The organism is Scytonema millei VB511283, assembly GCF_000817735.3.
Classification (GTDB): Bacteria; Cyanobacteriota; Cyanobacteriia; order Cyanobacteriales; family Chroococcidiopsidaceae; genus Chroococcidiopsis; species Chroococcidiopsis millei_B.
Genome location: NZ_JTJC03000006.1, coordinates 172251 through 196344 on the forward strand (window position 1 = coordinate 172251; position 24094 = coordinate 196344).

Consider the following 24094-nt stretch of genomic DNA (forward strand, 5'->3'; position numbering starts at 1 on the left):
GGAATAGTTGACAGTTAACCGTTAACTGTCAACTGTCAACTGTCAACTATCAAGTCTCAAAATGGCTATCTTCCGTCAATACATTGCCCCGCTATTAGTCGTACTCGTATTCTTAATTGCTTTGGTTGCAGTCAGCGCCCGCATATTCATTCCGGCTGATATGGCTGCACCCGCACCTACCGAAGAAGTCAGTCCTCAACTAGATAACGCTCAAGTTAATTTATCAGGAGCGATCGCCATTAGACTGGAATGCGTTAGCGAAGCGCGAGGGTAGTTATCGCACCTCACATACTTTGAAGTGACTCAACAGCTACTACCAGACTACTCGATTTGTCCCGGCACGAATCAGGATCGATCGCTACTGATCCAATTCATGCAGGAGAGTTATCGAGAAATCTTTCCCGAACAAAACTTTGCTCATCTCACCCGCACCGTCGAGCAATATTTTTCTAGAGATACACCCCTGTGGTGGGTAGAGGAAAGTCAAAATTCAAAATTCAAAATTCAAAATTCAAAATTTCCCGACTCCCCTGTACGGGCGGGTTTTGAGCAAAGATCTATTGATGTAAGCCGTGAATCTTTTGATAAACCCGCCCCTACGACTCCCGACTCCCGCCAAAAAGTTGCTTGCTTGTGGGTAGGAAATGCCGTAGATCAAGTCAAGGGCGATCGCCATACATATATATTCTTACTCTACGTCAAACCAGAACATAGACAACGAGGTATCGGTAAAGCATTGATGAGATATCTCGAAGATTGGGCGCGGACAAAAGGCGATCGGCAAATTGGTTTACAAGTCTTTCAATCTAATACCCTAGCCTTAGACTTATATCACAAACTAGGCTATCAAATTCAGTCCCACTGGATGATCAAAACCCTAGAGGAAGGGAGCAGGGAGCAGGGAACAGGGAGCAGGGAAGAATAACCAAATACCAATACCCATGACTCATTACCACCTCTGCGATCGATAATTCTTGTCAATCTCACACCAGCCAGATCCTCAAACTGCCATACACCCTTTAACCTAGTAAAAGCCGTATTACTAAAAAACCTCATGGTAGAAGCAATTCTAGAGCGATCGCGCCAACTCAAACAAGACTTAACCGATTTCGTCCTCGATGCAGAAGGAGAACTCGCTGAGGCTTTAGAGGCTTATGCTGCTGCCAATGCGCGTAAAGATCGCTATGATGCGGTTCAGCAAGAAATAGTCGTCGATACGTTTATTACTGAAGGACAGGTTGGCGACAAAACACCGATAGACTTATTGATCGAAAACCAACCTGAGTTGACTAAGAGCGATCGCCAATTGCTAAATAGTTGGAAACGTAGTTTTATCGGCTTATTTACTATTACTAAAATTCTACCTGATGGTTTGGAATTGATGAACTGGCTGACAGCAAAACACTACATTGTGAAGCCAAACGACGAGAAAACATTACAAGAGATGTCTCGGTGGAAAGAGGGAGAAATCTTACTGACTCGCATCGCACCCATCACGGATGACTATTGGACATTTTCTTGTGCTTACACGCTGATGGGTAAATTAGGTAAACCCAAACTTGCCGTAGCAATTGGTAATTTTAAAGACAACTATAGAAAATATCTTTATAGCGATGCTCCAGATTTATTAGCTGAAGCTTGGCAATCTGTGGCTAACTATCATCAAGAATTTATCGATTTCTTTGGCAATGAAGAAGTGACGATGCCCGGTTATCAGCTCAATAAAAAAGTCGCTGAATTTCAAGAAATACTAACTCAACAACGCCTCAAAGCAGCTGGAGTTGATGAATCTAAAAGCTTATCAGAACTGGCTGAAGAAGCGGGAGTAGGAGATGAGGAAATCGCAGCAGCCGCTAAGGAAGCAGGCGCGGACTCGCAAGCAATTTCTCAGCTTCTTGGCGATCGAAGCAAGACCAAAATGGTAGCACCAAAAGTAGAATTGCCAGCAGATCTGAAAAAAGCCGATCAGGTAACGGCGATTTCTCATCCTCGCTGGGGACAAATGTTTCTCCCTACATATACTAAATTTGTGTCGCTGTTAGAAGCTGAAGATTGGCGATCGCAAGAAGGTGCAGAAAAATTAGTTAAGTATTATTTAGAAAATGCCACTATCAACACTTTTATCTGGCAGAAATTAGCACAACAGTACCCTAAGCAGCTAGAAACAGTTTTGCAAACGTTCTTAGAACGTCCCCAATTTAAACTCGATCGCGACTTAGAACCTCTGTTACAAGAATACAACAAACCAATAGAACCCGAATTACCAGAAATTGCTAGCGTTCCCATTCACTTGCACAATCTGTTTGAAGAAGCTTTTGTAGAAGTGAATAAATCTAGTGCGAAAAATAAAGGTGGTAGTAAGAAGAAAACGGGTTTTGGGTTAAAAAAATAAAACATGACATGTATAGAGACATTACATGTAACGTCTCTACAATACATATAGCAATCCTATATGATTCGTAAATTTTGGGTGTTGTTTGTTGACAGTAAACGCGCTCGCTACACTCCGTGAAGACGGTTGACAGTTAACTGTTAACTGTTAACTGTCAACCACCATAACGATAAGTTTATAACTCAAGTAGGACTGCTATATTTCTATTGTGTCCCAATCGTTAGAACTTGTGGTGGTGTTGCATCTGGCGGATAAAGAAAGTCTAATTGAACCAAACGGCGATCGCCTGGTTTCATCTGTAAAGTGACTAACAGTTCTCCTTGCTTTCCCCTCGTTTGGACTAAATGCACGTACTTCGTCCGAGGTAAGTTTTGGTCGTCGTTGTAACGCAGCCTTACCGTACCGCGAAAGAAAACTTGCTTTGCTGGCGAACTAAAGAAACGCAACCCGCCTTGGCTGAGTTTGTCTTCCTTCAGGGGTGTTTCTAAAGATACGGTGACAGTTCGATCGCGATCGCTATTGTTTTGTAGTGGCAAACTCAGACTATATTGAATCCCATAGTTACCGTGAGCGCGATAAGCTGTATCTGGGTAACGAACCATCATCGGCGCACTTTGAATTTGACTCGTTCCCAACGTCCCTTGGTTCAGCAGACTCAAACCATAGGAAAAAGCTTCACCTAGCGACGGAACACTTAAAGAAGAAGCACCCGAACTATCTACCAATTGCGATCGCCATTGAGAACCCTGCGCCACCCCAGCAACGCGACCGTAAACCACTTTACCGCTCGTTTGTTCTGGTGGTGTGGGAGTTTTATCGCGGGGTCCAGCCAAATTCCCACGCTCTAACATTTGCTGCCATTCTTCTAAGGTAGGCGATCGCTCTTGACCAGTAGAATCAGTAGGCGCGTACATTGCTAAACTTGCAGCATATACCGTTCCACTACTCCGCAAGCGCATGTATGTAGACCGTCCGTTAATTGGCGGTTCTAAACCCTGTACCGGAATCGGCAAATTGAATAACATCTGGCTTTGTCCGGGGGGAATAATCAGTTGCGGCGGAAAACTCGTCTGTCGCTGTCCGCGCAAAATCTCATTCATGACGCGATCGCCAGGTCCCGCAAATATCGTACCTAAATTATTTTCAGCTACAGGTGGTAGTTCCGCAAACGGTGCATCCGGCTGACTTAAATAACTGGCTGCTTGCAAAATATCTACCCGTACCGCTCGCTTGCCAGGATTGTGTAAGATGACTCCTAAATAGAGCGATCGCAGATCGTCCGGTGTAATCGGTTGAAAAACGTGATGGGCGAACAGATCGAATCTGCCCCTAAAAGGAAAATTTAGATGTGCAGACTTAGTTTGTTTCCCATCAGGCGGAAAAGTCGAAAGTAAAATTCCTTCTGTCTGGACTTTTTCAGGACTATTGCTATTAAATACTGGTACTGCATCTAAACTGCCAGCTAATGGACGCACAATTCGCGGTTGTACGATTTCCTGGGGTGGGGGAGTAGCTTGTGCGATCGGGAGAATTGGTAACAAAGGTAGCATAAGCAAGTCAAAAGTCAAAAGTTCAAAGTCAAAAGTTGTAGAGGCGGGTTCACAAAGTATCTCTGACTCCAACAAATATTTCCTGCAAAACCACCCAGACTAACGGTTAAAAGCTGCTAAGACGCGAGGAATAAATTGTTGGCGCGTTCTGTTTTTATTCCTGCCAAGATGAACGATAACGAGTTGGTGTGAAGGAATAATCGCAGTGTACTGATCTTGAAATCCTTGAGCGGTCATAATTTCGCTATGTCCAGACGGTGTAGAAACATTCATCAACCAAAAATGAGCGCCATAATTTTTCTGAGGTGCTGCTGGAGCTGGCGTGCGACTGTATTTTACCCAGCCTTCGGGGAGAATGCGTTGCCCTTCCCACATGCCATCTTGTAAATAAAGCAAACCAAACCGCGCCCAATCCCTTGCTGTAGCATACATGAAAGCAGAACCGATAAAGGTTCCCGATGCATCCGGTTCGATCGCAGCACTAGACATTCCCAGAGGATTGAACAGAGTGCGACGGGGAAATGTAAGATAATCGGCATCGCGATCGCCGATCGCACGGCGCACAATCCGAGAGAGAATATTGGACGTACCGCTAGCATACTGCCATTTACTACCTGGATCGGCTTCTAAAGGTTGATTTGCCGCATAAGCAGCTACGTTACTCTGACCGAATAGCATTTGAATCAGATTACCCAGAGGGTTGCCCTCATTTTCATCAAACTTCAAACCGCTACTCATACGGAGCATTTGATCCAGTGAAACTTGACTGCGGCGATCGCCTGGATGATTCCACTCTGGCATCAGATTTTTGTCGCTAAGCGACAGCTTACCCTGCTTGACTAAAATTCCTACAAGTGCATTCATCACGCTTTTAGTCATCGACCATCCCAACAAAGGCATTTGAGCTGAAAAGCCTGGAGCGTAACGTTCTGCTACAATCTCACCTTTGTAAACAATGACAACAGCTCTAGAGTCACGCTGGGAATTGAAAATCCAGTCCATAGCGGCTGCAAGTTGTTTTTGGTTGATTTCGGGTGGAATTGAGTCTATCTTTCCTGACAACCATCGTCGATCTTGTCGTGGAGTTAAGTTGAGTTGCTGAGTCTGCGATCGCAATTCTGTTTCAGAGCGATCGATAACCAAAGTACAACCAAGTCCAGGACGAAAGATTGCTTGGTGTTTTACCAAGCCAAAAATACTTGCCGTAGTAGATTGCTGCGGGCGATCGATATTGACTTTAATTGACTTGACAATTGACTGTTCTAAAGCCGACAAATCTGCAATCTCCGCTAAAACATCTCGATTGAAAATAGATTCTGGAGTGCGTTGAGAGATAAACACGCCCGAACAAAATTGTTTTGCTTGATAAGCCGTGCCGATCTTCAAGATCTGCCACAGGCTGAAGCTAATATAGCCAATAATACTGGCACTAATTAATCCGAAGCTCCACAAAACATATTTAAAGGCTGGTTTCATCTAAGTAATTACCCAATCGTTGCAAAATGAATTCAAAGTCGTTTAAAACTAAATTGAAATTTTGCTCGGTCAATATCGGGACGTGAACAAAAACACAGTTTACTGATAACTGATGGCGTTGAATCCACTCTAAAATTGCATAATAAAGTCCTTCGCAGACAAACTTTCCTGCATCGTGACTAATTTTGACTCTGCTATTCTCCCTCACTAACTTTTCTAGATCGATGTTGGTCCGTAAAATACTACCATTACAAGTTGCCTTAGATTCAATACTCAAATACTGTCGGCGTTCTGCCATACCACAACAAACAATTAAATTAGGTTCTACGACCTGAGCTTTTTCCATGACTATATTGCTGGCAAGTTGAATGTTGACAGGCAACTGACGCAAAAAGTTGAGAACAGCAAATGTATAGTTAAGTTGAGATATTTTTTCTAATAGATCGTCAGAAGAATTCGTTGTGTGATGGGGTAGCCAGGTTGTAAAGGAAGTTAGCAGAATCTTTTTTGTCATAAAATAAGAGAATGCCACGATCGCAGAGGATGAATTAATGGCAACGATCGCAGTAGTAGATTATGACATGGGAAATTTGCACTCAGCCTGTAAAGGACTGGAGAATGCAGGCGCAACCCCAAAAATCACCGATTCCGCCAGAGAAATACTACAAGCAGATGCGATCGTCCTGCCAGGAGTCGGCTCATTCGATCCAGCCGTGCAACATTTGCGATCGCGGGGTTTAGAAGCACCCATCAAACAGGCGATCGCTAGCGGAATACCATTTCTAGGGATCTGCCTTGGTTTGCAAATCTTATTCGACAGCAGCGAAGAAGGCAAAGAGCCAGGGTTGGGAATCATTGCTGGTACTGTCCGCCGCTTTACCTCCGAACCAGGAATTACCATTCCCCACATGGGTTGGAACCAACTGCAATTCACCCAACCAGAATGCACGTTATGGCAAAAATTGCAACTGAATCCCTGGGTTTATTTCGTTCATTCCTACTACGTCGATCCCGTTAATCCCCAAGTCCGCGCCGCTACAGTAACTCATGGTAGCCAAGTTGTCACAGCTGCGATCGCCCAAGATAATCTCGTAGCCGTCCAATTTCACCCCGAAAAGTCATCTACAGCAGGTTTGCAAATTTTATCTAACTTCGTGGCGCAGGTAAGGGAAACAGTTCTTGTATAACAGGGAGCAGAAAGGAGCGAGGAGCGAGGAGTGAGGAGCGAAGGGGACAAGAGAGTAGAGGAGCAGAGGAAGTTGAGGAACCTGAGGGAGCATTACAATCCAAAATCCAAAATCTAAAATTAATTCACTCACCCCTCACTCCTCGCTCCTCACTCCTCATTTATGAGTCTCAGAATCTCTGGTAATCGCCAGTTAAAAACCCTTCCAGGCAGAGACACGCGCCCTACTAGTGGTAGAGTGCGGGAGGCTGTATTTAATATTTGGCAGGGAAAAATTACCGATTGTCGCTGGTTAGATCTCTGTGCTGGAACTGGATCGATGGGTGCGGAAGCGTTATGTAGAGGCGCTAATTATGTAATCGGTATCGAACAATCCAGCCGTGCCTGCACCATTATTCAACAAAACTGGCAGAAAATAGCCAAACCAGAACAACAGTTTCAAGTATTGCGCGGTGACGTATTGAAGCGGTTGAAAACTTTAGCCGGACAGCAATTCGATCGCATCTACTTCGATCCACCCTATGCCAGTGGATTATATCAACCAGTATTAGAGGCGATCGCTCTTTATCATCTTCTGCATCCAGAGGGAGAACTCGCTGTAGAGTACGATCCCGCTCTTTGGCAACCCCAAGCCTTACCTGGTTTAGAAATTTGTCGCCAAAAAATTTATGGCAACACAACTTTAGCTTTCTATACTAGGGAGTCGGGAGTCGGGAGTCGGGAGTCGGAAGAAAAATGAGAAAGATAGTAGTACTCTCTTCCTTGTCTCCCTTGTCCTCCTTGTCTCCCTTGTCTCCTGAAACGCTCTTAGTCAATTCCCAGTTTTTTACCGCGCTTGAATTGCTCGTAAGCTTTGAAAAACAGCCCTGCCAGGGTAACAAAAATTAGACCTAGTACCATGCCATCGAGTAAGGGTTCAACCACGTCAAATCTCCTGAATGTCAGATGTAGTAATATGTTTGCTTAGATTAAGTTTTTCTGCACGTCTTTAATCATACCTCTGTTTAGTTGTACGTAGGGGGCTAACTTAAAACTCTTTAGCTGACTGAATGCCAGTCGATTTTAACAAAAATTTAATGGGTATAAATTAGCGCTACTTGCTTGCCGATAAGGTCAAGAACTTTTAAGCTATGTGTAGGATATAGAAAAGATTTGTCAATTTGACTTTTAGTGAAACCTTTTGGATAACCAGCACGTCCTCAGTCAAAATTCGCTCCAGCGGTTCGCGACGATCGCTCTAGCGCTGTTATTGGCGATCGCAATGGCGATTGTGGGCGCTTACCTACTCAGTCCCGCCGACCCTTATATTAAGGGCGTTTTATCTTTACCTGGCGACTCCGTTCAAGGTAACGCGATCTTCCAGATGAACTGTGCTGGTTGTCATGGCTTTCAAGCAGAAGGTAATGTTGGTCCTAGCCTGCAAGGAGTTTCCAAACGAAAGTCCGGTTACAGTCTGATTCATCAGGTGATTAGTGGGGATACACCACCAATGCCGAAATTTCAGCCCAGTGAGAAGGAAATGGCTGATTTGCTGAGTTATTTGGAAACGCTTTGACTGGTAATGCTTAGCTGTACTCATAGTGTTAAAGTTTGGTTTCACCACCTCGGAGCTAGTCAACTGATGACACTAAATATGGTGTTATATTAGTGCTATATTTATAGCTTTCATGTTACGAGTAGTTATTGATACAAATGTTGTTTTTGCAGGATTAACTCAGCAGGGTAATGCCGCTAGTCTAATTATTGATGCTTGGCTGGCTAACTTACTTCAAGTTTATGTCTCAAATGCTCTAGCTTATGAATACGCAGATGTTCTATCTCGTATGCTTTCGGAAACTCGTTGGCAAAGCATTAAACCCGTTTTAGGAACCTTGCTATCTCAAGCAAATTTTACAACCATTTATTACTCGTGGCGACCTGCTTCACCCGATCCAGGAGACGAACACATCATTGATTGTGCTATGAATGCAAGTGCCATTGTTATTACATCAAATATACGAGATTTTAAAACTGCAAAAGAATCATTGGGATTGCAAGTGATGACACCTTTAGAGGTTGTTATTGCTCTAACAAGTTAGACACATTTTGATTTTGTTAGGAGTTAGAAATGAGTAGGTTAACAGTACGTCTACCAGAAACATTGCATTACCAGTTAGTGCGTTTAGCCCAAAGCGAAGGTGTTTCTTTAAATCAATACATTGTTTATGCTTTGACTCGTCAGGTGACATCTGCTTACACAGTTGAGGCTCTTTCTGAAACAGCAGATCGCCAAAAAGAATCTTTTAATACTCTATTACAGAGTTTAGGACAAGCTTCAGATACTGAAATTGAGTTATTAATGGCTGAACGAGAACCTGTCGAACCAGAAGAAAGTTTAACTTCTGAAGTTATTAGTCGCTTGCAAGAGCGTATGAGTAATAAAAAATTGTTAAGCTAGGAAAGCTGCTGACTAGCAACATCTAACCATCCTTGAATCGCATCTTTTAGCATCTCTAATAAATGCTCGTAACTTTCACCCCAAGTATGGCAACCTGGTAATGCTGGCACAGAAGCACACCATACGTCGTCCTCTTGCCAAATAACAGCTTTAATTTTCATGTATATTTTTGTATCCCATAGATTTAAATTTTAGCGTGTGACGCGATCGCCATTATTTAGCTACTAAACTGCTGAGCATAAAACCGCGCATACCGTCCTTCTAATGCCAACAACTCTTCATGCGTACCCGATTCAACAATTTGTCCTTTTTCCATCACCAAAATGCGATCGGCACGGCGTACTGTGGTTAAACGGTGAGCAATAATAAATACGGTGCGATTTTGCATCAATCGTTCTAAAGCTTCTTGTACTAAAGCTTCCGATTCTGAATCTAAGGCGGAGGTAGCTTCATCCAATATTAAAATACGCGGATCGAGCAAAACTGCACGGGCGATCGCGATTCTTTGTCTTTGTCCTCCCGATAAATTTACGCCTCTTTCTCCTACTTGGGTGTAATAACCATCAGGTAATTGCGTAATAAATTGATGGGCGTTGGCAATTTTGGCGGCTGTTTCTACATCTACTAAATTGTAGCTAGCCTGTCCAAAAGCAATATTCTCGGCGATCGCGCCTGAAAATAAAACTGTTTCTTGGGGGACAATTCCGATTTGTCGTCGCAGACTTTTCAACTGTACGTCACGAATATCAATGCCGTCGATTAAAACTTTTCCCGACTGCGGATCGTAAAAGCGGGGGAGTAAGTTAACTAAAGTTGTTTTGCCCGCCCCAGAAGCACCAACTAAAGCAATTCTTTCTCCTGGTTGAGCAATTAAATTTAAGTTTTCTAGTATTGGTTGTCCTAGTTTATAGGCAAAACCGATCTGGCGATATTCTACTTTACCGCTGACTAAAGGTAGGGCGATCGCCTGAGGCTTTTCTTCTACTGTCGGTTGAATTGCCAATAATTCAAACACGCGATCGACGGAAGCCTCTGCTTGTTTAAATTCGTTGTAATTATTAGTTGTATGGCTGATAGGATCGATAATCGATACTGCTGCTGCTAAATAGCTAAAAAATCCGGCTACTGTCAAGTTATTTTGAGAAATTTGCCACGCTGCAAATAAGAGCACAAATAGAAAACTTAAAGCTTGTAAAAACCCCACTACTGGAATTTGAATAGCTTTGAGGCGTTCTGTAGAATATTTTGCTTGTAAAGTTCGTTCGGCTTCGTGACTGAATCGAGCAATTTCTCTATCTTCCGCTGCAAAGGCTTGAATAATCCGAATGCCACTAAAAACTTCCGTTAAAATTGCCGATAAATCTGAAATACGATTTTGACTTTTGAGCGAAAACTTTCTAACTCTTTCGCCAAACCAAGTAATTAAAATACCTATCAATGGCACGACTAAAATAATTGCGATCGTCAACTGCCAATTTAGGTACAGCATATAGATCGGAATTGCCACTAACTGCAAAAGACAAGGAATAAAATCGTGAAAAATTTTATTGACGACTTCCCCAATGCGATCGATGTCTTCCGTAAGTCGATAAGATAAATCGCCTGCTTTCGCAGTTTCAAAATAGCTGAGATTGAGTTTTTGTAGGTGACCGTAGACTTTTTTACGCAAGTGAAAAGCAACCTTTAAAGCTGCTTTTGCCATATAAACATCTTGGATTGCTTGGGCAATTCCTCTAATCAAAAAGACAGCAGCACATAAACTAGAAAGTTGAGCGATCGCAACGACGTTACCTTGTCCAAATGGTGTGGTTAATCTTCCAGCTAAATGAATTAAGGCTAACGTAGCGAGGACAAAGCCTAAAATTCCCACGCCACCCTTAGCTAGATTTTGCCATTGGGGACGGATGTATGGTAGTAGCTGCCAATAGTAAGAACGAGTTTTCAAAGTTGCGATCGCACAAATCAGTTGTTTTCTAAATTATATGTAGGGTGCGTTATTAACGCACCCTATCTCGATCTACTTAAGAGGCGATCGAAATAAAAATACCTTATCGCCGCTGATTTCGTCTGATAATGATAATGACTAAACCAATAAGCAAAGTGGCAAGGACGATTTTAGAAACAGGCGCGAGGTATTCTTCTACTAGCGTATAGTTATTACCCAAAACGTAGCCAGCAGCGGTTAATAGTCCTACCCACAATATCGTTCCCACAGTTGAGTAGATCAGGAACGGTACTATATGCATATCGCCGATTCCAGCAGGGAGAGAAATCAAAGTTCGCACCCCAGGAACCATACGACAGAAAAAAACTGCTTTAACTCCGTGTCTGTCAAACCAGTGTTTCGATCTGTCAATATCTTTACCAGTAATAGTTATCCATTTACCGTACTTGTCTGCCCAATCTCTTAATCGTTCTTCTCCCAACAATTTACCTGCATAATACCAAGGTAATGCCCCGATAACAGTTCCTATCACTCCAGCCGCGATCGCACCTGCAATATTTAAATTGCCTTGTGCTGCTGTAAAACCCGCCAATGGCATGATCAATTCTGAAGGAATAGGGGGAAAAAGGTTTTCTAAAAACATCAACAACCCGATTCCCAAATAACCAAGGGAAGTCATGATATTTACAATCCATTCAGTCATTGAACTGCCTCGACAAGAACGTTGAATATGCAATAGGGTGGGCAATGCCCACCCTACATCTAGATCCCTAAGAGAATCTCAACTCAATTATGTTCCAGAAGTCCAAGAATTGATGTATTCAACTTGTTCTGGTGTGAGGGTGTCAACGCTGATACCCATTGCTTGCAGCTTCAATCGAGCAATTTCTTTATCAACTTCAACTGGGATGGAGTGCAAGCCAGGAGCGAGTTTACCCTTGTTTTTCACTAGATATTCGCAAGCCATAGCTTGGTTAGCAAAGCTCATATCCATAACAGCGCTGGGGTGTCCTTCTGCTGCTGCCAAGTTTACAAGTCTGCCTTCACCGATGACGACAACTGATTTGCCGCTATTGAGTTTGTATTGTTCGGTGAACGGACGAACGTTTTTGACTTCTGCTGCTTTAGATTTTAAAGACTTGAGGTCAATTTCGATATCAAAGTGACCCGAGTTACAGACGATCGCACCATCTTTCATCACGTCGAAATGTTCGCTTCGGATAACGTGCTTGTTACCTGTAACCGTGATGAAGATATCTCCTTGAGGTGCAGCTTCTGCCATTGGGAGGACGCGGAAACCATCCATAACTGCTTCAATTGCCTTAATTGGGTCAATTTCGGTCACGATGACATTAGCACCCATGCCACGCGCCCGTAGTGCCGTACCCTTACCGCACCAACCGTAACCAGCAACAATTACAGTCTTGCCAGCGAGCAGAATATTGGTAGCGCGAACGATCCCATCTAGGGTAGATTGACCCGTACCGTAACGATTATCAAAGAAATGCTTAGTATCGGCATCATTAACATTCACCGCTGGGAATGTCAGTACGCCGTCCTTTAACATCGCTTGCAAGCGAACGATACCCGTAGTGGTTTCTTCGGTTGTACCGATTAAGTCAGCGATTTGGTTTTGTCGCTCTTGGATTAAAGTTGCAACTACGTCGCTGCCGTCATCGATGATAATGTTGGGGCGATGATCGAGGGCGATTTGGACGTGTTTGCTATACGTGGCGTTGTCTTCCCCTTTGATTGCAAAGACGGGAATGCCATGATCTACAACTAAGCTAGCTGCTACATCATCTTGAGTAGACAGAGGGTTGCTAGCAATTAAAACGGCATCTGCACCACCAGCTTTGAGGGCGATCGCCAAGTGTGCTGTTTCTGTAGTAACGTGACAACAAGCGACCAAGCGAATTCCGGCAAAAGGCTTTTCTTGGGCAAAGCGATCGCGAATCTGCCGTAACACTGGCATCTCGCGCCCAGCCCATTCAATCCGCTGCTTACCTAAGGTTGCTAGAGCAGGATCTTTGATTTCGTACTTTAGTTTATCGAGAGCAACCGTCATGTAGTTAATTCCTAAAGAGTTAATTTAGGTGGTCTTACTTAGCTTAACTGCATTTTTCTAGAAGGGGAATTATTCACTGAACATTCGGTACAGCACCTATGTCCCCCGCACAAATACCTGTATAGACTATGAAGATTCGGTCAACAGCCGTCAATCCATCAATAGCTGTTATCCGCAAAATTTACATTTATTTCATACTTTAGCGAACAAACTTCATGTTTTTTTTAATCAGTGGCTAGTGAGTAGTGACTAGTGACTAGAAAAGAGTCCAGCCACCAGCCACTAGCCACTAGAGTTTCTATACCTGTTTTATGGCGCGATTAAACATCTAGAAAAGAGTCCAGCCACCAGCCACCAGCCACTAGCCACTCACTCCTCACTCCTCCCAACTACCAACTACCAGCTACCAAGTAGTAATGTGTATAAATGTGAAAAGTAGGAGGTGTGGACGTGCGCTCTCAAATTCAGGCGATCGCTAAACCAAAAAGCAGACGACGGCTAGTCATGTGTTTCATTTGCGGCATTTTGGGATCGAGCGTGCTGAATACTTCAGTTATTGCTCCCACTCTAGCCAAACCGACACAGCCAGCGAATTTACAGCAATCGTTCTCTATTCCAGGTTTTAATTCACTCGATCTCCCAGGAATAGACAATTTTCTATCTGCTTACCAACCAACTCGCGATCGCAATAATCCCCAAAGACAGATCTATACTGACTGGATTACCTTAGATGGTCGCCGTTTGTTTCAGGTTACGGCATCTTCTAGGGAGGAGTTAGCCAAGCGGATCAATGAGGTGCAGTCAAACTTAGAAAAAATCAGCGAAGCTTACTTTGCTCAAGATTCTGAAGCGGAACCGGAAGTCAGATCTCAACGACAAACGATTACGGATGCCAATAGCCCGACGGGTGTATCTCAAACTCTGCCAACTATTTCGATTAATCAGCAGTATCTCTTCACCCCTACCGATTTAGATGCTGAGGTTCAAGGAGAAACAAGCGTTCAAAATTTGGCAAGCAAATTAGTCAAATCCCTCAAGCAAGACTTGATTGCAGCCAAACAAGAACGAAAACCTCCAGTTTTGATCCGCCGAGGTACGATCGCCGCTGGAATTTTTGTGGGGATCGTAGTGGCTAGCTGGGGAATTCGCCGTTGGCGCGATCGTTTAGATCGAGTCATCCCGATGCCGACGACTCCCACAGATCCCTCAGAGTCAGTCACGACACAATTAACGCAGCAACAGCAAAATAACTTACGGGAAGTCAGACGAAGAATATTTCAACTATCCCAAACTGGCGTATGGGTTGGCGGAACGTTAGTCATTTTAGGGTTATTCCCTTACACGCGGTTTATTCCAGTTTGGATTTTGGCGTTACTACAAATTCCAATAATTAGAATTCCTACCGTAATTGGGCTGGTTTCAATTGGAGTTTACGTCGCCACTCGCGCCAGCTATGTGGCGATCGATCGCTTTACTCATGCGCTGGCAAATAATGCGTTATTAGGCGCTCAAGACTACGTGCGCTTACAACTACGAGTCATGACAATTTCTAGCGTAGCTAAAAGCGTCGCTACTTTTGGTATCGTTGCTTTAGGTGTACTACTTGCCCTTTCAACTCTGGGTGTAGATTTAGTTCCCGTGTTAGCCGGTGCGGGGCTACTGGGTGTAGCCATATCTCTAGCTTCTCAAAGTTTAATTAAAGATGCGATTAATGGCTTTTTGATTATTGTAGAAGACCAGTACGCTGTAGGTGACGTGATTAACGTCGGTACTTTTGGTGGATTGGTAGAAAATCTCAATCTGCGAATCACTCAGTTGCGCGACGCTGAAGGTAGATTAATTACTATTCCCAATAGTGAAATTAAAATTGTGGCAAACCTTTCTAGTCGGTGGTCGCGTGCCGATTTAAGTATACCCGTTGCCTACAATGCCAACCTCGACCAAGCATTATTTTTAATTGAAGAGGTGGGTGTAGAAATGGATCGAGATCCTCAGTGGCGAGATCAAATTTTAGAACGACCAGAAGTATTGGGAGTAGATAATTTTGGCGATCGCGGTTTAATTATTCGGGTTTGGATTAAAACCCAACCCCTCAAACAATGGGATGTAGCCAGAGAATATCGCCGTCGATTGAAAAAGGCTTTCGATCGCGCCGATATTGCCATTCCCGTACCGCAACAAGCTGTCTGGGTACATACTCCTCATACATTGCGATCGCACCTGGATACTAATGATACTTCTAAGGTTGGAAAGTAATTTTTGTAGAGAAGCGCTACAGCGCTTCTCTACCTATTCCCCAGAATGTCCTCCTGTTACCTTGCCTCTAAACACGACATGTTGATAACCGCTTGCTGATTCCTCACAATTTCCTCAAATTATTTTTATATATTGAACATTGACTCGATTCATAAATAATTACGAATTACGAATTACGAATTACGAATTGCAAAGGCGGTTGTTATGTTCCAAAAAATTTTGGTCGCAGTAGATACGTCAAAAAGTAGCAAACAGGTATTCGATACGGCTTTATCTTTAGCTAAGGCAAACAACGCTAGCCTGTTGTTGTTGCACGTAGTATCAGAAGAAGAACTCGGCAGCCCTACACCGATTTTACCTAGCTTGGAATACTATCCATCGGTGTATGAGAAAAATATGGAATTGTACCAACAGCAGCGAGAAGCTTTTACTAAGCAAGGTCTGGACATGTTGCGATCGCGCCATCAAGAAGCAATGGCTGCTGGGGTTAATGTGGAATTTCGGCAATTATCGGGTAGTCCTGGGCGGCTGATTTGCGATTTTGCTTTGGCTTGGAAGGCAGATTTAATTGTCACCGGACGCAGGGGACGCAGAGGTTTATCTGAATTTTTTATGGGTAGTGTCAGCAATTACGTCTTGCATCACGCTCCTTGTTCTGTCTTAACGGTTCAGTCCCCAGTGCAGCCAGCAGAGAAATTACAGTCGGCTGAACGTGAAGTATCGGTAGGATCGAAGTCTAGCAATTGAATGCGGAAAGAATTTGTACATGAATCCAATCTAGTAGGGGCGGGTTCACCCGAAATCTCGGTAGAGGTCGGAGTTTTTTGGTAAACCCGCCCGTACAAAACATTCGCGCAGGAAGTCTAGTGTGTTGAGGCGATTTCCGCGCCCTGTAGCAACTAGCGGGCAATGTCCGATCGCCAAGGTTCCGATCTATTAGGCGATCGGCTTTTCCCATGTAACAAATTCTTGCTACTTGTAAACTTAAGCGATTCCTATAAAGTAGCTTGATTAAAGATCGGCTTGGTAGCAATTTTTGGATTGCATTTCATCTGTATTTTGCTCGTTAATTGCTATCTTCTATCGCCAGGGAAAAGCTAGTTAGCAATGAAAATCTTAGTTGTAGAAGATGACGAGTTAGTAGCCCATGCCCTTACTGCCGTCCTCACCAACCAAAACTATGCTGTTGAGGTTGCTATTGATGGTCTTGCTGCTTGGGATTTAGTCCAAGCTTTCGATTACGACTTAATCGTACTGGATGTCGTCATACCTAAACTGGATGGCATTAGTCTTTGTCGTCAAATCAGATCTAAAGGTTTGTCAACGCCAATTTTATTGTTAACTGGTCGAGATAGCAGCCACGATAAAGCGATTGGACTAGATGCGGGTGCAGATGATTACTTAATTAAACCTTTTGATGAAGAAGAATTAGTTGCTCGGCTCAGAGCGCTGTTGCGTCGTAGCGGTTTGGTTTCTCAACCAGTGCTAAAGTGGGGCAATTTGCAGCTAGACCCTAGTAGTTGTGAGGCAACTTATAATCAAAAGCATTTGTCATTAACTCCCAAGGAATACGCGCTTTTAGAGTTGTTTTTACGTAACAGTCGCCGCGTTTTTAGTTGTGGCACGATCTTGGAACATCTTTGGTCTTATGAAGACATTCCCAGCGAAGAAGCCGTGCGGACTCATATTAAAGGATTGCGGCAAAAACTCAAAGCCGCAGGAGCTAATAGCGATCTGCTCGAAACTGTTTACGGGATTGGTTATCGTCTCAAGCCATTGGAAAATAAGGGAGCAGGGAGCAGGGAGCAGGGAGCAGGCGGGAGAAGAGAGCTGGGGGAGAAAAAACAACCGTCTTCACGCAGTGTAGCGCCAGCGTCTACTGTCAACCAACAACTAACAACTCCAAATCTCACATCAGAACAACAGACACTATCGGCAGTTGCAGGAATTTGGCATAAATTTAAGCCCAGGGTTGCAGAACAGATTGGCGTGTTGGAGCAAGCATCTGCTGCTGTCAGTACAAATAATACCTTATCTTCAGAACTGCTCGAATCGGCACGAAAAGAAGCGCACACTCTAGCAGGCTCGTTAGGAACTTTCGGCTTGGCGCAAGGATCGAAACTGGCGAAAGAAATTGAGCAGATGCTAAAAGGCGATCGCGCTGTCTTGCAATCTGAGGCAACAAATTTTTGCCAGCTAGTGTTGGCTCTGCGTCAAGAAATTGAGCAGAAAGGAGAAGTAGGTAAGCCACAAGCAGATTCAGAGCAACCATTGCTACTGATAGTCGATCGCAATGGCTCGATCGCCCAACAGTTAACCGCAGCAGCTCCAGACAGAGGATTCAGGGTGGCGATCGCTAACAACCTCGATACTGCTAGAAACAAACTTTATCAAGAGCATCCCAGTATTGTCCTGCTCGATCCCGATCTCTGTCCGCGTCATGAAGAGAGTTTGAGCTTGCTAGCAGAACTGAAGCAGCGTCAGCCACCCGTACCAGTGCTAGTTTTGACCGAGCAAACAGACTTGAGCCATCGGCTACAGATTGCTCGTAGTGGTGGATGCACTTTTTTGCAAAAGCCGATGCCTGTTGCGCAAGTACTAGAGGCGATCGCGCAATCATTAGAAAATGCACCCCATGCAGAAGCCCATCTCCTTGTTGTGGACGACGATCCAAAAATCCTCGCCGTGTTACCAGCATTGCTCAAGCCTTGGGGAATGAAAGTGACAACTCTAGACGATCCGCGTCGGTTTTGGGAAACTTTAGAAGCCACTGCGCCGGATCTGTTGATTCTAGATGTGGAAATGCCTTATGTCAATGGCATCGATTTATGCCAAGTGGTACGTAACGAGCCGCGCTGGAGCGAACTACCAATTTTATTTTTGACAGTCCATCACGATGCCGACATTGTAGATCGGGTTTTTAGTGCTGGTGCAGATGATTTTGTGAGTAAGCCGATTGTGGGTTCCGAACTCGTGACTCGGATTGTCAATCGCTTAGAGCGGATGAAATTACTACACCGGATTAACCAAGTCAGAGCAACCAAAAATGTCGAAAGCGAAAATCGCTTCCAGCCGAACGAGCAACTCCAGTCAGAGTTAAACGATCGCCAGCGCACCCAAGAAGCATTACAAAATTCTCAAGCCTTATTTGCTGGAATCGTAGAAATAGCTGATGACGCGATTATTTCAATCGATAGCAATCAACGCATCACCTTGTTTAACTCTGGAGCCGAGAGAATATTCGGCTACTCGGCAGCAGAAGCGATCGGACAACCGCTTGACTTGTTGCTACCAAAGCGTTTTGCCATAGCACATCGTCAGCACGTAACGGAATTCGGTCAATCTCCAAATTTAGCTCGCCGGATGGGAGAACGACGCGAAATTTACGGTTACCGCAAGGATGGGACTGAATTTCCTGCCGAGGCAAGTATCTCCAAGTTAAATTTGGGAGGAGAAACAGTTTATACGGTTTACTTGCATGATGTGAGCGATCGCAAGCAAATCGAGCGGATGAAAGATGAGTTTATTTCCGTCGTCAGCCACGAACTCCGCACGCCTTTGACTTCGATTCACGGTTCTTTAGGAATGCTTGCGAGTGGTTTACTCCAGCCAGACTCACCGCAGGGACAACGCTTATTGCAAATTGCCACCGATAGCACCGAACGCTTGGTACGCCTGATCAACGACATTCTCGATATCGAGCGGATCGAGTCGGGTAAGGTGAAGATGGAAAAAGAAAGCTGCGATGTTACTGAGTTGATAACTCAAGCCGTAAACGTGATGCAGCCTCTTGCCGACAAAGCTGGGATTACCTTATCTGTTTCTAGCCTACCGATTCAGGTATGGGCAGATCCAGACCGCATCGTTCAAACTCTCACCAATCTACTTTCTAACGCGATTAAATTCTCGCCTACTGGTAGTACTGTTTGGTTGAGTGTGGAAGCAGGGAGCAGGGAGCAGGGAGCAGGGAGCAGGGGGAAGAGAGCTGGGGGAGCTGAGGGAGCAATTCTAGGCACTAGCCACCAGTCACTAGTCACTGATAACCGTCAACTGTTAACCAACAACCAACTACCGACTACCAACGTTATATTCCAAATTAAAGACACCGGACGCGGTATTCCAGCCGACAAGCTCGATAGTATATTTGAACGATTTCAACAAGTTGACTCAACAGATTCTCGCAAACATGATGGGACTGGTTTAGGGTTGGCAATTTGCCGCAGTATCGTACAACAACATGAAGGACAGATTTGGGTTGAAAGCGTTTTGGGTGAGGGCAGTACTTTTTACTTTACGCTGCCTGTCTTGCAAGCTAAATCTAGTATTGAAGCGGATGATTTAACTAACTCTTTACTCCTCGCTGCTCAAAGCCAACTGCTGCAAGTTGCGACTCAACACGGTGGTTCTTCCTCTCCCTTGGTATTAATTTGTGACGACGATCCTGATGTTGGAGCTGAACTACAAACCCTGCTAGAAAATCAGGGCTATCGCACGGTCGTCGTGCATTCTGGACAAGAAGCGATCGCCTCTGCTGCTACCTTACATCCTGATGCAATTTTACTAGATTTGCTGATGCCAAAAATGAATGGCTGGGAGGTAATGGCAAAGCTGAAAGAGCGATCGGATACGAAAGACATTCCCATCGTTATTTGTAGTATTTGCGCTCCCAGTCAGAGTTCGCTCAGTCAAAATTCGAGCGCTTGGGTGAGTAAGCCAGTCGATGAAAACTCGCTGTTTGACTCTCTCAAGCTAGCTTTAGCGAAAAATGCTCGACCAGTCCGTGTATTGTTGGTTGAGGATGATGCCGAGTTAGCCGACCTTTTGCTCGCACTGCTGAAAAGTCATAATATTGAAACTTTTCTTGCCAAAAATGGACGCGAGGCAATTCGCTTGAGCCAGGAAATCAAACCCGATTTACTAATTCTCGATCTGATTCTGCCTCAAGTGGATGGATTTGGTGTCGTTGAGTGGCTGCACCAGCACGATCGCCTTTACAGTATTCCTTTAGTCGTCTATTCTGCCCAAGATCTCGACCAGTCGGAGCGAAATCGGCTGAAGCTAGGACATACGGAGTTTCTGACCAAAGGACGAGTCTCTCCTCAAGAATTTGAGCAAAGGGTATTGGAGTTAATCGGACAAATGACTCAAAGCAAACCGCACAACGCTAACAATGACCAATAAGCAATTTTTGGGGCTGGAAAAGCGATCGCTATTGGCATATTAGTAATAGTAAGATGGCGATCGCTCTTTACTCTCTATTTCGCCGTTATGCGCGTCATCATTCAGCGAGTTAAATCTTCTTACGTCACCGTTGGCGAACAAACTATTGGCAAAATTGGACGGGGTTTAAACTTGCTGGTGGGAATTGCCGATACTGATACGGCAGCAGAACTCGACTGGATGGCGCGTAAATGTTTGGAATTGCGTCTATTCGGTGCAGAGGAAGGGAACGATCGCTGGCAAAAATCCGTCACAGAAATCGATGGCGAACTCTTAGTTGTCAGTCAGTTTACTCTGTATGGCGATTGTCGTAAAGGTCGCCGCCCTTCCTTCGACCGCTCGGCTGCACCAGAAGCAGCGAAAAAGCTATACGATTTGTTTGTAGATAAGTTACGCGACAGTGGTTTAAAAGTAGAAACGGGAGAGTTTGGCGCGATGATGCATGTTTTTATTGATAATGATGGTCCCGTGACTTTGCTATTAGAGCGAGAAGCCATATAAAAAAGTCAAAATTCAAAAGTCAAAAGTCAAAATTATTGATTCATGATGTTAAATAAAGTTATCGTGAAAAGAATGCAGATATTTTTTGCATTCTTATTTTTGTTTGCAGTTTTAACAAAATTAGAGACAAATTCTTGGAATGATGCTTCCAGAATGGCAACGATTGAATCATTAGTGGACTTTCATACTTTTAGTATCGATCGCTCTGCTTATATCTGGACTGGCGATAAATATTTCTACCAAAATCATTTCTATTCCGACAAGCCACCAATTATGGCGTTGTATAGTTCGGTATTTTATTTATTTCTAAAATCTGTTTTTAACCTGACTATTGCCACGCATCAATCTGCAACTTACTTTTTGCTGACCGTACTCATTATGGGCGTTATGTCCAGCTTAGGACTAGTTTGCTTGTACGAAATTTTCAAATTTTTTCGGATTGACGAGCGGTGGACAAATATTGTGCTGCTACTAGCAGGGGCGGGAACGCTAGTTCTGCCATATTCAATTGTCTTTAATAACCATGCCTTTAGTGGTAGTCTTTTACTCTTTAGCTTTTACTTTTTATTACTCAGACGACACGAAGTGAAAAATACCGCGATCGCTGGATTTTTTATTGCTTTCGCTGGCAGTACTGATATTACAATGTTCGCCTTAATTCCGTTGTATTCTATTTTGCTCTTTAATAAAAGCCATCAAGCTAAGCTTTCTTTCATTTTGGCTTGTATTCCCGTCATATTACTTTATGTATGGTTGAATTTTTATACTTCTGGCAGTATCATTCCTCCAGCAATGAATGCTAAGTTATGGGACTATCCAGGCTCTTATTTTGGTGCAGGTAATCTTTCAGGATTGGTAGGACACGATTTACAAAGTCTAGCTATTTATGCTTTTCATATGCTCGTTGGTAGTAGAGGATTGCTATCATATACTCCAATTTTATTGTTTGCAATTTATGGCTGGAGTAGAGCGATAACGCAACCAGGTTTTAAATATAAAAAAGAGTATTTATTTATTGCTGCCATTTGTCTAGCTTACGTGATGTTTTATATTTTTCGGAGTAACAACTATAGCGGTCATAGCTATGGAGTCAGATGGTTTGCTTCAATTATGTTATTAGCGTGCGTGCCTTTAACTCACGTTCTCGAACCAATTCAAAAATCAAAGCTACTACGAGGAATTTTTCTAGCGATCGCCTCAGTTTCAATTTTAATTTCCCTAGTAGGTGCGATCGCGCCATTTGGGGGAATTAATGTTAACGGTTACAGTTCATTTTTTCTGAATCTAGAACTGTGGCAAAAACAACTGTTATGGGACAAAGTGAAAGTTATCGTAGCTGCGATCGCAGTATATGCAACATTCGCTTGGTTTTGGAGACAGTTTAATCGAAATTTGGGCAGGCGATCGCAATCTCTGTAAAGGCAGGTTCGCAACAATTTGTCTTGTTTGATTTAAATATATCGGTAAATTCGGTGTGGCGATCGGGCGGGTCGATCGAGCATGTTTGTTGTTTGCCCATCAAATCGATAAACCCGTCCCTACAAATGCACTGATAACTGGTCACTGATAACTGGTTACTGATAACTGTATGCCTCGAATTGCCAAATCTAACAATTCCATCGGATGCATGACAGAAATCTTTTTCCCTTGTAATTTCAAATGCTTGCTAATTTGCAGCGTACAACCAGGATTGGCAGATGCAATCAAATTCGCGCCTGTATTTAATAAATTTTGGACTTTTTGCTGCCCTAATTCATCGGCAACATCTGGTTGCAGCATATTGTAAACTCCGGCGCTACCGCAACACAAAGCTGCGTCGATTGGTTCGCGCAACTGCACTCCTGGGATTTGTCGCAACAACTGACGGGGTTGGACGCTGATTTTTTGCCCGTGTAATAAATGACAAGCATCCTGATAAACCAGAGTTAAAGGTTTTTCAGATAGGGGTGAAAGTTGTGTAGTCAAGCCAACAGTAGCAAGAAACTCTTGTACGTCCTTGACGTTGGCTGCAAATGCTTGTGCTTTCTCCCGATATTCTGGATCGTCTTGTAATAGATGTCCGTACTCTTTCAAAGTATGACCGCAGCCAGCAGCGTTAATAATGACAGCATCTACATCTGTATCGGCAAAAGCATCTATCATCTGTCTTGCTAGTGCTTTCGCCTGTTCTTCTTGTCCCTGGTGATGGGGTAGCGCCGCACAGCAGCCTTGAGATTTGGGAATCACGACTTCACAGCCATTTGCTGTTAATACTCTGACAGTAGCTTCATTAATGGGAGAGAAAAATAGCCGTTGGACGCAACCTAAAATGACTCCTACCCGATAGCGCTTTTCTCCCTGTGCTGGAATAACTGTGGGTAAATCGTCCCGAAAAGATTTCAGCGTAATTTTGGGCAAGATTGATTCCATCGCCGCCAATCTGGGAGAAACGTATTTCAAGATTTTGGTAGCGCGGACGAGTTTTTGCACGCCTAACAATTGATACAGAAACAAAGGCACTAGCATCCACCGTAGGCGATGGGGATAGGGAAAAAAGGAGAAAATTAACTTTCTGTAGAGGCGATCGCCTAAACTACGGGGATAGTTGCGTTCTACCTGGGGACGAGTGGCAGAAATTAATTTGTCATACTGCACGCCTGAAGGACAAGTCGTAACGCAAGCAAGGCATCCCAAACAAGAATCGAAGTGCTGTACTGTAGCGGTATTGAGGGCAATTTCGCCTTCGTTAATTGCGTCCATCAGGTAAATTCGACCTCTAGGCGAATCCATCTCTTTACCGATGACACGATAACTGGGACAGGTAGATAAGCAAAAGCCGCAGTGAACGCAGGTATCGATGAGTTTCGGATCGGGGGGATGTTGTGGATCGAATCCTTTTAAATTCTTAATTGACCCCGTTTCTGGATCTAGTAAATGGTTATTTAAAGGATTTTCTGAAGTTTGCATACATTTAATGGTAGTTGGTAGTTGACGGTTGACGGTTGACAGTGACTAGTGACTGGTGGCTAGTGGCTAGAATTGCTCCCTTGTCCCCCTTGTCTTCCCCAGCTCTCTTCTTCCCCC

General features: G+C 43.9%; 23 protein-coding genes. 13 read left to right on the forward strand and 10 right to left on the reverse strand.

What is annotated here, in order from left to right:
• Positions 1-61: 61 nt before the first annotated feature.
• The 3 genes from QH73_RS20320 (at position 62) to QH73_RS20330 (ending at position 2392) form a co-directional block, all read left to right on the forward strand.
• Positions 62-274 (forward strand): DUF8624 family small hydrophobic protein, encoded by a 213-nt coding sequence (locus QH73_RS20320; RefSeq protein ID WP_039714032.1) that lies wholly within the window; start codon positions 62-64, stop codon positions 272-274.
• A 24-nt stretch (positions 275-298) separates the two neighbouring features.
• Positions 299-925 (forward strand): GNAT family N-acetyltransferase, encoded by a 627-nt coding sequence (locus QH73_RS20325; protein ID WP_039714031.1) that lies wholly within the window; start codon positions 299-301, stop codon positions 923-925.
• A 129-nt stretch (positions 926-1054) separates the two neighbouring features.
• On the forward strand, positions 1055-2392 hold the full coding sequence (locus QH73_RS20330) for a DUF7986 domain-containing protein (RefSeq protein ID WP_039714030.1): 1338 nt from the start codon (positions 1055-1057) through the stop codon (positions 2390-2392).
• 203 nt (positions 2393-2595) lie between these two features.
• Here the strand turns inward: QH73_RS20330 and QH73_RS20335 are convergent, their stop codons facing one another.
• From QH73_RS20335 to QH73_RS20345, 3 genes are all read right to left on the reverse strand, one after another.
• A complete protein-coding gene (locus tag QH73_RS20335; protein WP_039714029.1) occupies positions 2596-3942 on the reverse strand; it encodes a DUF3370 domain-containing protein in 1347 nt (448 codons plus the stop codon).
• 99 nt (positions 3943-4041) lie between these two features.
• On the reverse strand, positions 4042-5418 hold the full coding sequence (locus tag QH73_RS20340) for a serine hydrolase domain-containing protein (RefSeq protein ID WP_039714028.1): 1377 nt from the start codon (positions 5416-5418) through the stop codon (positions 4042-4044).
• On the reverse strand, positions 5402-5932 hold the full coding sequence (locus QH73_RS20345) for a pyroglutamyl-peptidase I family protein (protein WP_039714027.1): 531 nt from the start codon (positions 5930-5932) through the stop codon (positions 5402-5404). The genes QH73_RS20340 and QH73_RS20345 overlap by 17 nt, the downstream gene beginning before the upstream one ends.
• Positions 5933-5969: 37 nt before the next feature.
• Between QH73_RS20345 and hisH the strand changes: the two genes are divergently transcribed.
• Together hisH and rsmD are read left to right on the forward strand one after the other, a co-directional pair.
• Complete coding sequence (gene hisH, locus QH73_RS20350; protein ID WP_039714026.1) at positions 5970-6605, forward strand: imidazole glycerol phosphate synthase subunit HisH; 636 nt, start codon at positions 5970-5972, stop codon at positions 6603-6605.
• A gap of 162 nt (positions 6606-6767) precedes the next feature.
• Positions 6768-7343, forward strand: a complete 576-nt coding sequence (rsmD, locus tag QH73_RS20355) for a 16S rRNA (guanine(966)-N(2))-methyltransferase RsmD (protein WP_039714025.1) — start codon at positions 6768-6770, stop codon at positions 7341-7343.
• A gap of 68 nt (positions 7344-7411) precedes the next feature.
• On the opposite strand, the gene petG is transcribed toward rsmD, so the two are convergent.
• Positions 7412-7528: a cytochrome b6-f complex subunit V gene (gene petG, locus QH73_RS20360; protein WP_015154651.1), complete on the reverse strand. Its 117-nt coding sequence runs from the start codon at positions 7526-7528 to the stop codon at positions 7412-7414.
• A gap of 256 nt (positions 7529-7784) precedes the next feature.
• Between petG and QH73_RS20365 the strand changes: the two genes are divergently transcribed.
• The 3 genes from QH73_RS20365 to QH73_RS20375 all read left to right on the forward strand — a co-directional run bounded on the left by QH73_RS20365 (position 7785) and on the right by QH73_RS20375 (position 9041).
• On the forward strand, positions 7785-8159 hold the full coding sequence (locus tag QH73_RS20365; protein WP_039714024.1) for a c-type cytochrome: 375 nt from the start codon (positions 7785-7787) through the stop codon (positions 8157-8159).
• 112 nt (positions 8160-8271) lie between these two features.
• Entirely contained in the window at positions 8272-8682 is a 411-nt protein-coding gene (locus QH73_RS20370) for a PIN domain-containing protein (RefSeq protein WP_039714023.1), read from the forward strand.
• Positions 8683-8711: 29 nt separating this feature from the next.
• On the forward strand, positions 8712-9041 hold the full coding sequence (locus QH73_RS20375; protein WP_039714022.1) for a toxin-antitoxin system HicB family antitoxin: 330 nt from the start codon (positions 8712-8714) through the stop codon (positions 9039-9041).
• Here QH73_RS20375 and QH73_RS20380 read toward each other — a convergent pair.
• The 4 genes from QH73_RS20380 to ahcY all read right to left on the reverse strand — a co-directional run bounded on the left by QH73_RS20380 (position 9038) and on the right by ahcY (position 13054).
• On the reverse strand, positions 9038-9202 hold the full coding sequence (locus QH73_RS20380) for a type II toxin-antitoxin system HicB family antitoxin (RefSeq protein ID WP_132867422.1): 165 nt from the start codon (positions 9200-9202) through the stop codon (positions 9038-9040). The two genes, QH73_RS20375 and QH73_RS20380, sit on opposite strands and share 4 nt — an antisense overlap.
• A gap of 56 nt (positions 9203-9258) precedes the next feature.
• Positions 9259-10986 carry an ABC transporter ATP-binding protein gene (locus tag QH73_RS20385; RefSeq protein WP_039714021.1) on the reverse strand — a complete coding sequence of 576 codons (1728 nt, stop codon included), beginning with the start codon at positions 10984-10986 and terminating at the stop codon, positions 9259-9261.
• Positions 10987-11089: 103 nt separating this feature from the next.
• Complete coding sequence (locus tag QH73_RS20390; RefSeq protein ID WP_039714020.1) at positions 11090-11689, reverse strand: DedA family protein; 600 nt, start codon at positions 11687-11689, stop codon at positions 11090-11092.
• An 87-nt stretch (positions 11690-11776) separates the two neighbouring features.
• A complete protein-coding gene (gene ahcY / locus QH73_RS20395; RefSeq protein WP_039714019.1) occupies positions 11777-13054 on the reverse strand; it encodes an adenosylhomocysteinase in 1278 nt (425 codons plus the stop codon).
• A gap of 444 nt (positions 13055-13498) precedes the next feature.
• On the opposite strand from ahcY, the gene QH73_RS29220 reads away from it, so the two are divergent.
• The 5 genes from QH73_RS29220 (at position 13499) to QH73_RS20420 (ending at position 22450) form a co-directional block, all read left to right on the forward strand.
• Complete coding sequence (locus QH73_RS29220) at positions 13499-15310, forward strand: mechanosensitive ion channel family protein (protein ID WP_309476515.1); 1812 nt, start codon at positions 13499-13501, stop codon at positions 15308-15310.
• 204 nt (positions 15311-15514) lie between these two features.
• On the forward strand, positions 15515-16057 hold the full coding sequence (locus QH73_RS20405; RefSeq protein WP_039714018.1) for a universal stress protein: 543 nt from the start codon (positions 15515-15517) through the stop codon (positions 16055-16057).
• A 360-nt stretch (positions 16058-16417) separates the two neighbouring features.
• Positions 16418-20491, forward strand: a complete 4074-nt coding sequence (locus QH73_RS20410) for a response regulator (protein ID WP_039714017.1) — start codon at positions 16418-16420, stop codon at positions 20489-20491.
• An 87-nt stretch (positions 20492-20578) separates the two neighbouring features.
• Positions 20579-21031, forward strand: coding sequence for a D-aminoacyl-tRNA deacylase (gene dtd, locus QH73_RS20415; RefSeq protein ID WP_039714016.1), 453 nt, complete (start codon positions 20579-20581; stop codon positions 21029-21031).
• Between the two features lie 72 nt (positions 21032-21103).
• A complete protein-coding gene (locus QH73_RS20420; protein ID WP_039714015.1) occupies positions 21104-22450 on the forward strand; it encodes a hypothetical protein in 1347 nt (448 codons plus the stop codon).
• On the opposite strand, the gene QH73_RS20425 is transcribed toward QH73_RS20420, so the two are convergent.
• Both QH73_RS20425 and QH73_RS20430 read right to left on the reverse strand, forming a co-directional pair.
• Positions 22413-22595: a hypothetical protein gene (locus QH73_RS20425; protein ID WP_132867424.1), complete on the reverse strand. Its 183-nt coding sequence runs from the start codon at positions 22593-22595 to the stop codon at positions 22413-22415. The genes QH73_RS20420 and QH73_RS20425 overlap by 38 nt on opposite strands.
• Complete coding sequence (locus QH73_RS20430; RefSeq protein ID WP_039714014.1) at positions 22592-23977, reverse strand: (Fe-S)-binding protein; 1386 nt, start codon at positions 23975-23977, stop codon at positions 22592-22594. Before QH73_RS20430 ends, QH73_RS20425 begins: the two co-directional genes overlap by 4 nt.
• Between the last annotated feature and the right edge of the window lie 117 nt (positions 23978-24094).

Coding starts and splice junctions, on each gene's coding strand:
- QH73_RS20390 (WP_039714020.1), bottom strand. CDS start 11,689: ATGACTGAATGGATTGTAAATATCATGACTTCCCTTGGTTATTTGGGA.
- rsmD (WP_039714025.1), top strand. CDS start 6,768: ATGAGTCTCAGAATCTCTGGTAATCGCCAGTTAAAAACCCTTCCAGGC.
- ahcY (WP_039714019.1), bottom strand. CDS start 13,054: ATGACGGTTGCTCTCGATAAACTAAAGTACGAAATCAAAGATCCTGCT.
- QH73_RS20380 (WP_132867422.1), bottom strand. CDS start 9,202: ATGAAAATTAAAGCTGTTATTTGGCAAGAGGACGACGTATGGTGTGCT.
- QH73_RS20375 (WP_039714022.1), top strand. CDS start 8,712: ATGAGTAGGTTAACAGTACGTCTACCAGAAACATTGCATTACCAGTTA.
- QH73_RS20340 (WP_039714028.1), bottom strand. CDS start 5,418: ATGAAACCAGCCTTTAAATATGTTTTGTGGAGCTTCGGATTAATTAGT.
- dtd (WP_039714016.1), top strand. CDS start 20,579: ATGCGCGTCATCATTCAGCGAGTTAAATCTTCTTACGTCACCGTTGGC.
- QH73_RS20335 (WP_039714029.1), bottom strand. CDS start 3,942: ATGCTACCTTTGTTACCAATTCTCCCGATCGCACAAGCTACTCCCCCA.
- QH73_RS20430 (WP_039714014.1), bottom strand. CDS start 23,977: ATGCAAACTTCAGAAAATCCTTTAAATAACCATTTACTAGATCCAGAA.
- QH73_RS20420 (WP_039714015.1), top strand. CDS start 21,104: ATGCAGATATTTTTTGCATTCTTATTTTTGTTTGCAGTTTTAACAAAA.
- QH73_RS20345 (WP_039714027.1), bottom strand. CDS start 5,932: ATGACAAAAAAGATTCTGCTAACTTCCTTTACAACCTGGCTACCCCAT.
- QH73_RS20370 (WP_039714023.1), top strand. CDS start 8,272: ATGTTACGAGTAGTTATTGATACAAATGTTGTTTTTGCAGGATTAACT.
- hisH (WP_039714026.1), top strand. CDS start 5,970: ATGGCAACGATCGCAGTAGTAGATTATGACATGGGAAATTTGCACTCA.
- QH73_RS20330 (WP_039714030.1), top strand. CDS start 1,055: ATGGTAGAAGCAATTCTAGAGCGATCGCGCCAACTCAAACAAGACTTA.
- QH73_RS20410 (WP_039714017.1), top strand. CDS start 16,418: ATGAAAATCTTAGTTGTAGAAGATGACGAGTTAGTAGCCCATGCCCTT.
- QH73_RS20320 (WP_039714032.1), top strand. CDS start 62: ATGGCTATCTTCCGTCAATACATTGCCCCGCTATTAGTCGTACTCGTA.
- QH73_RS20405 (WP_039714018.1), top strand. CDS start 15,515: ATGTTCCAAAAAATTTTGGTCGCAGTAGATACGTCAAAAAGTAGCAAA.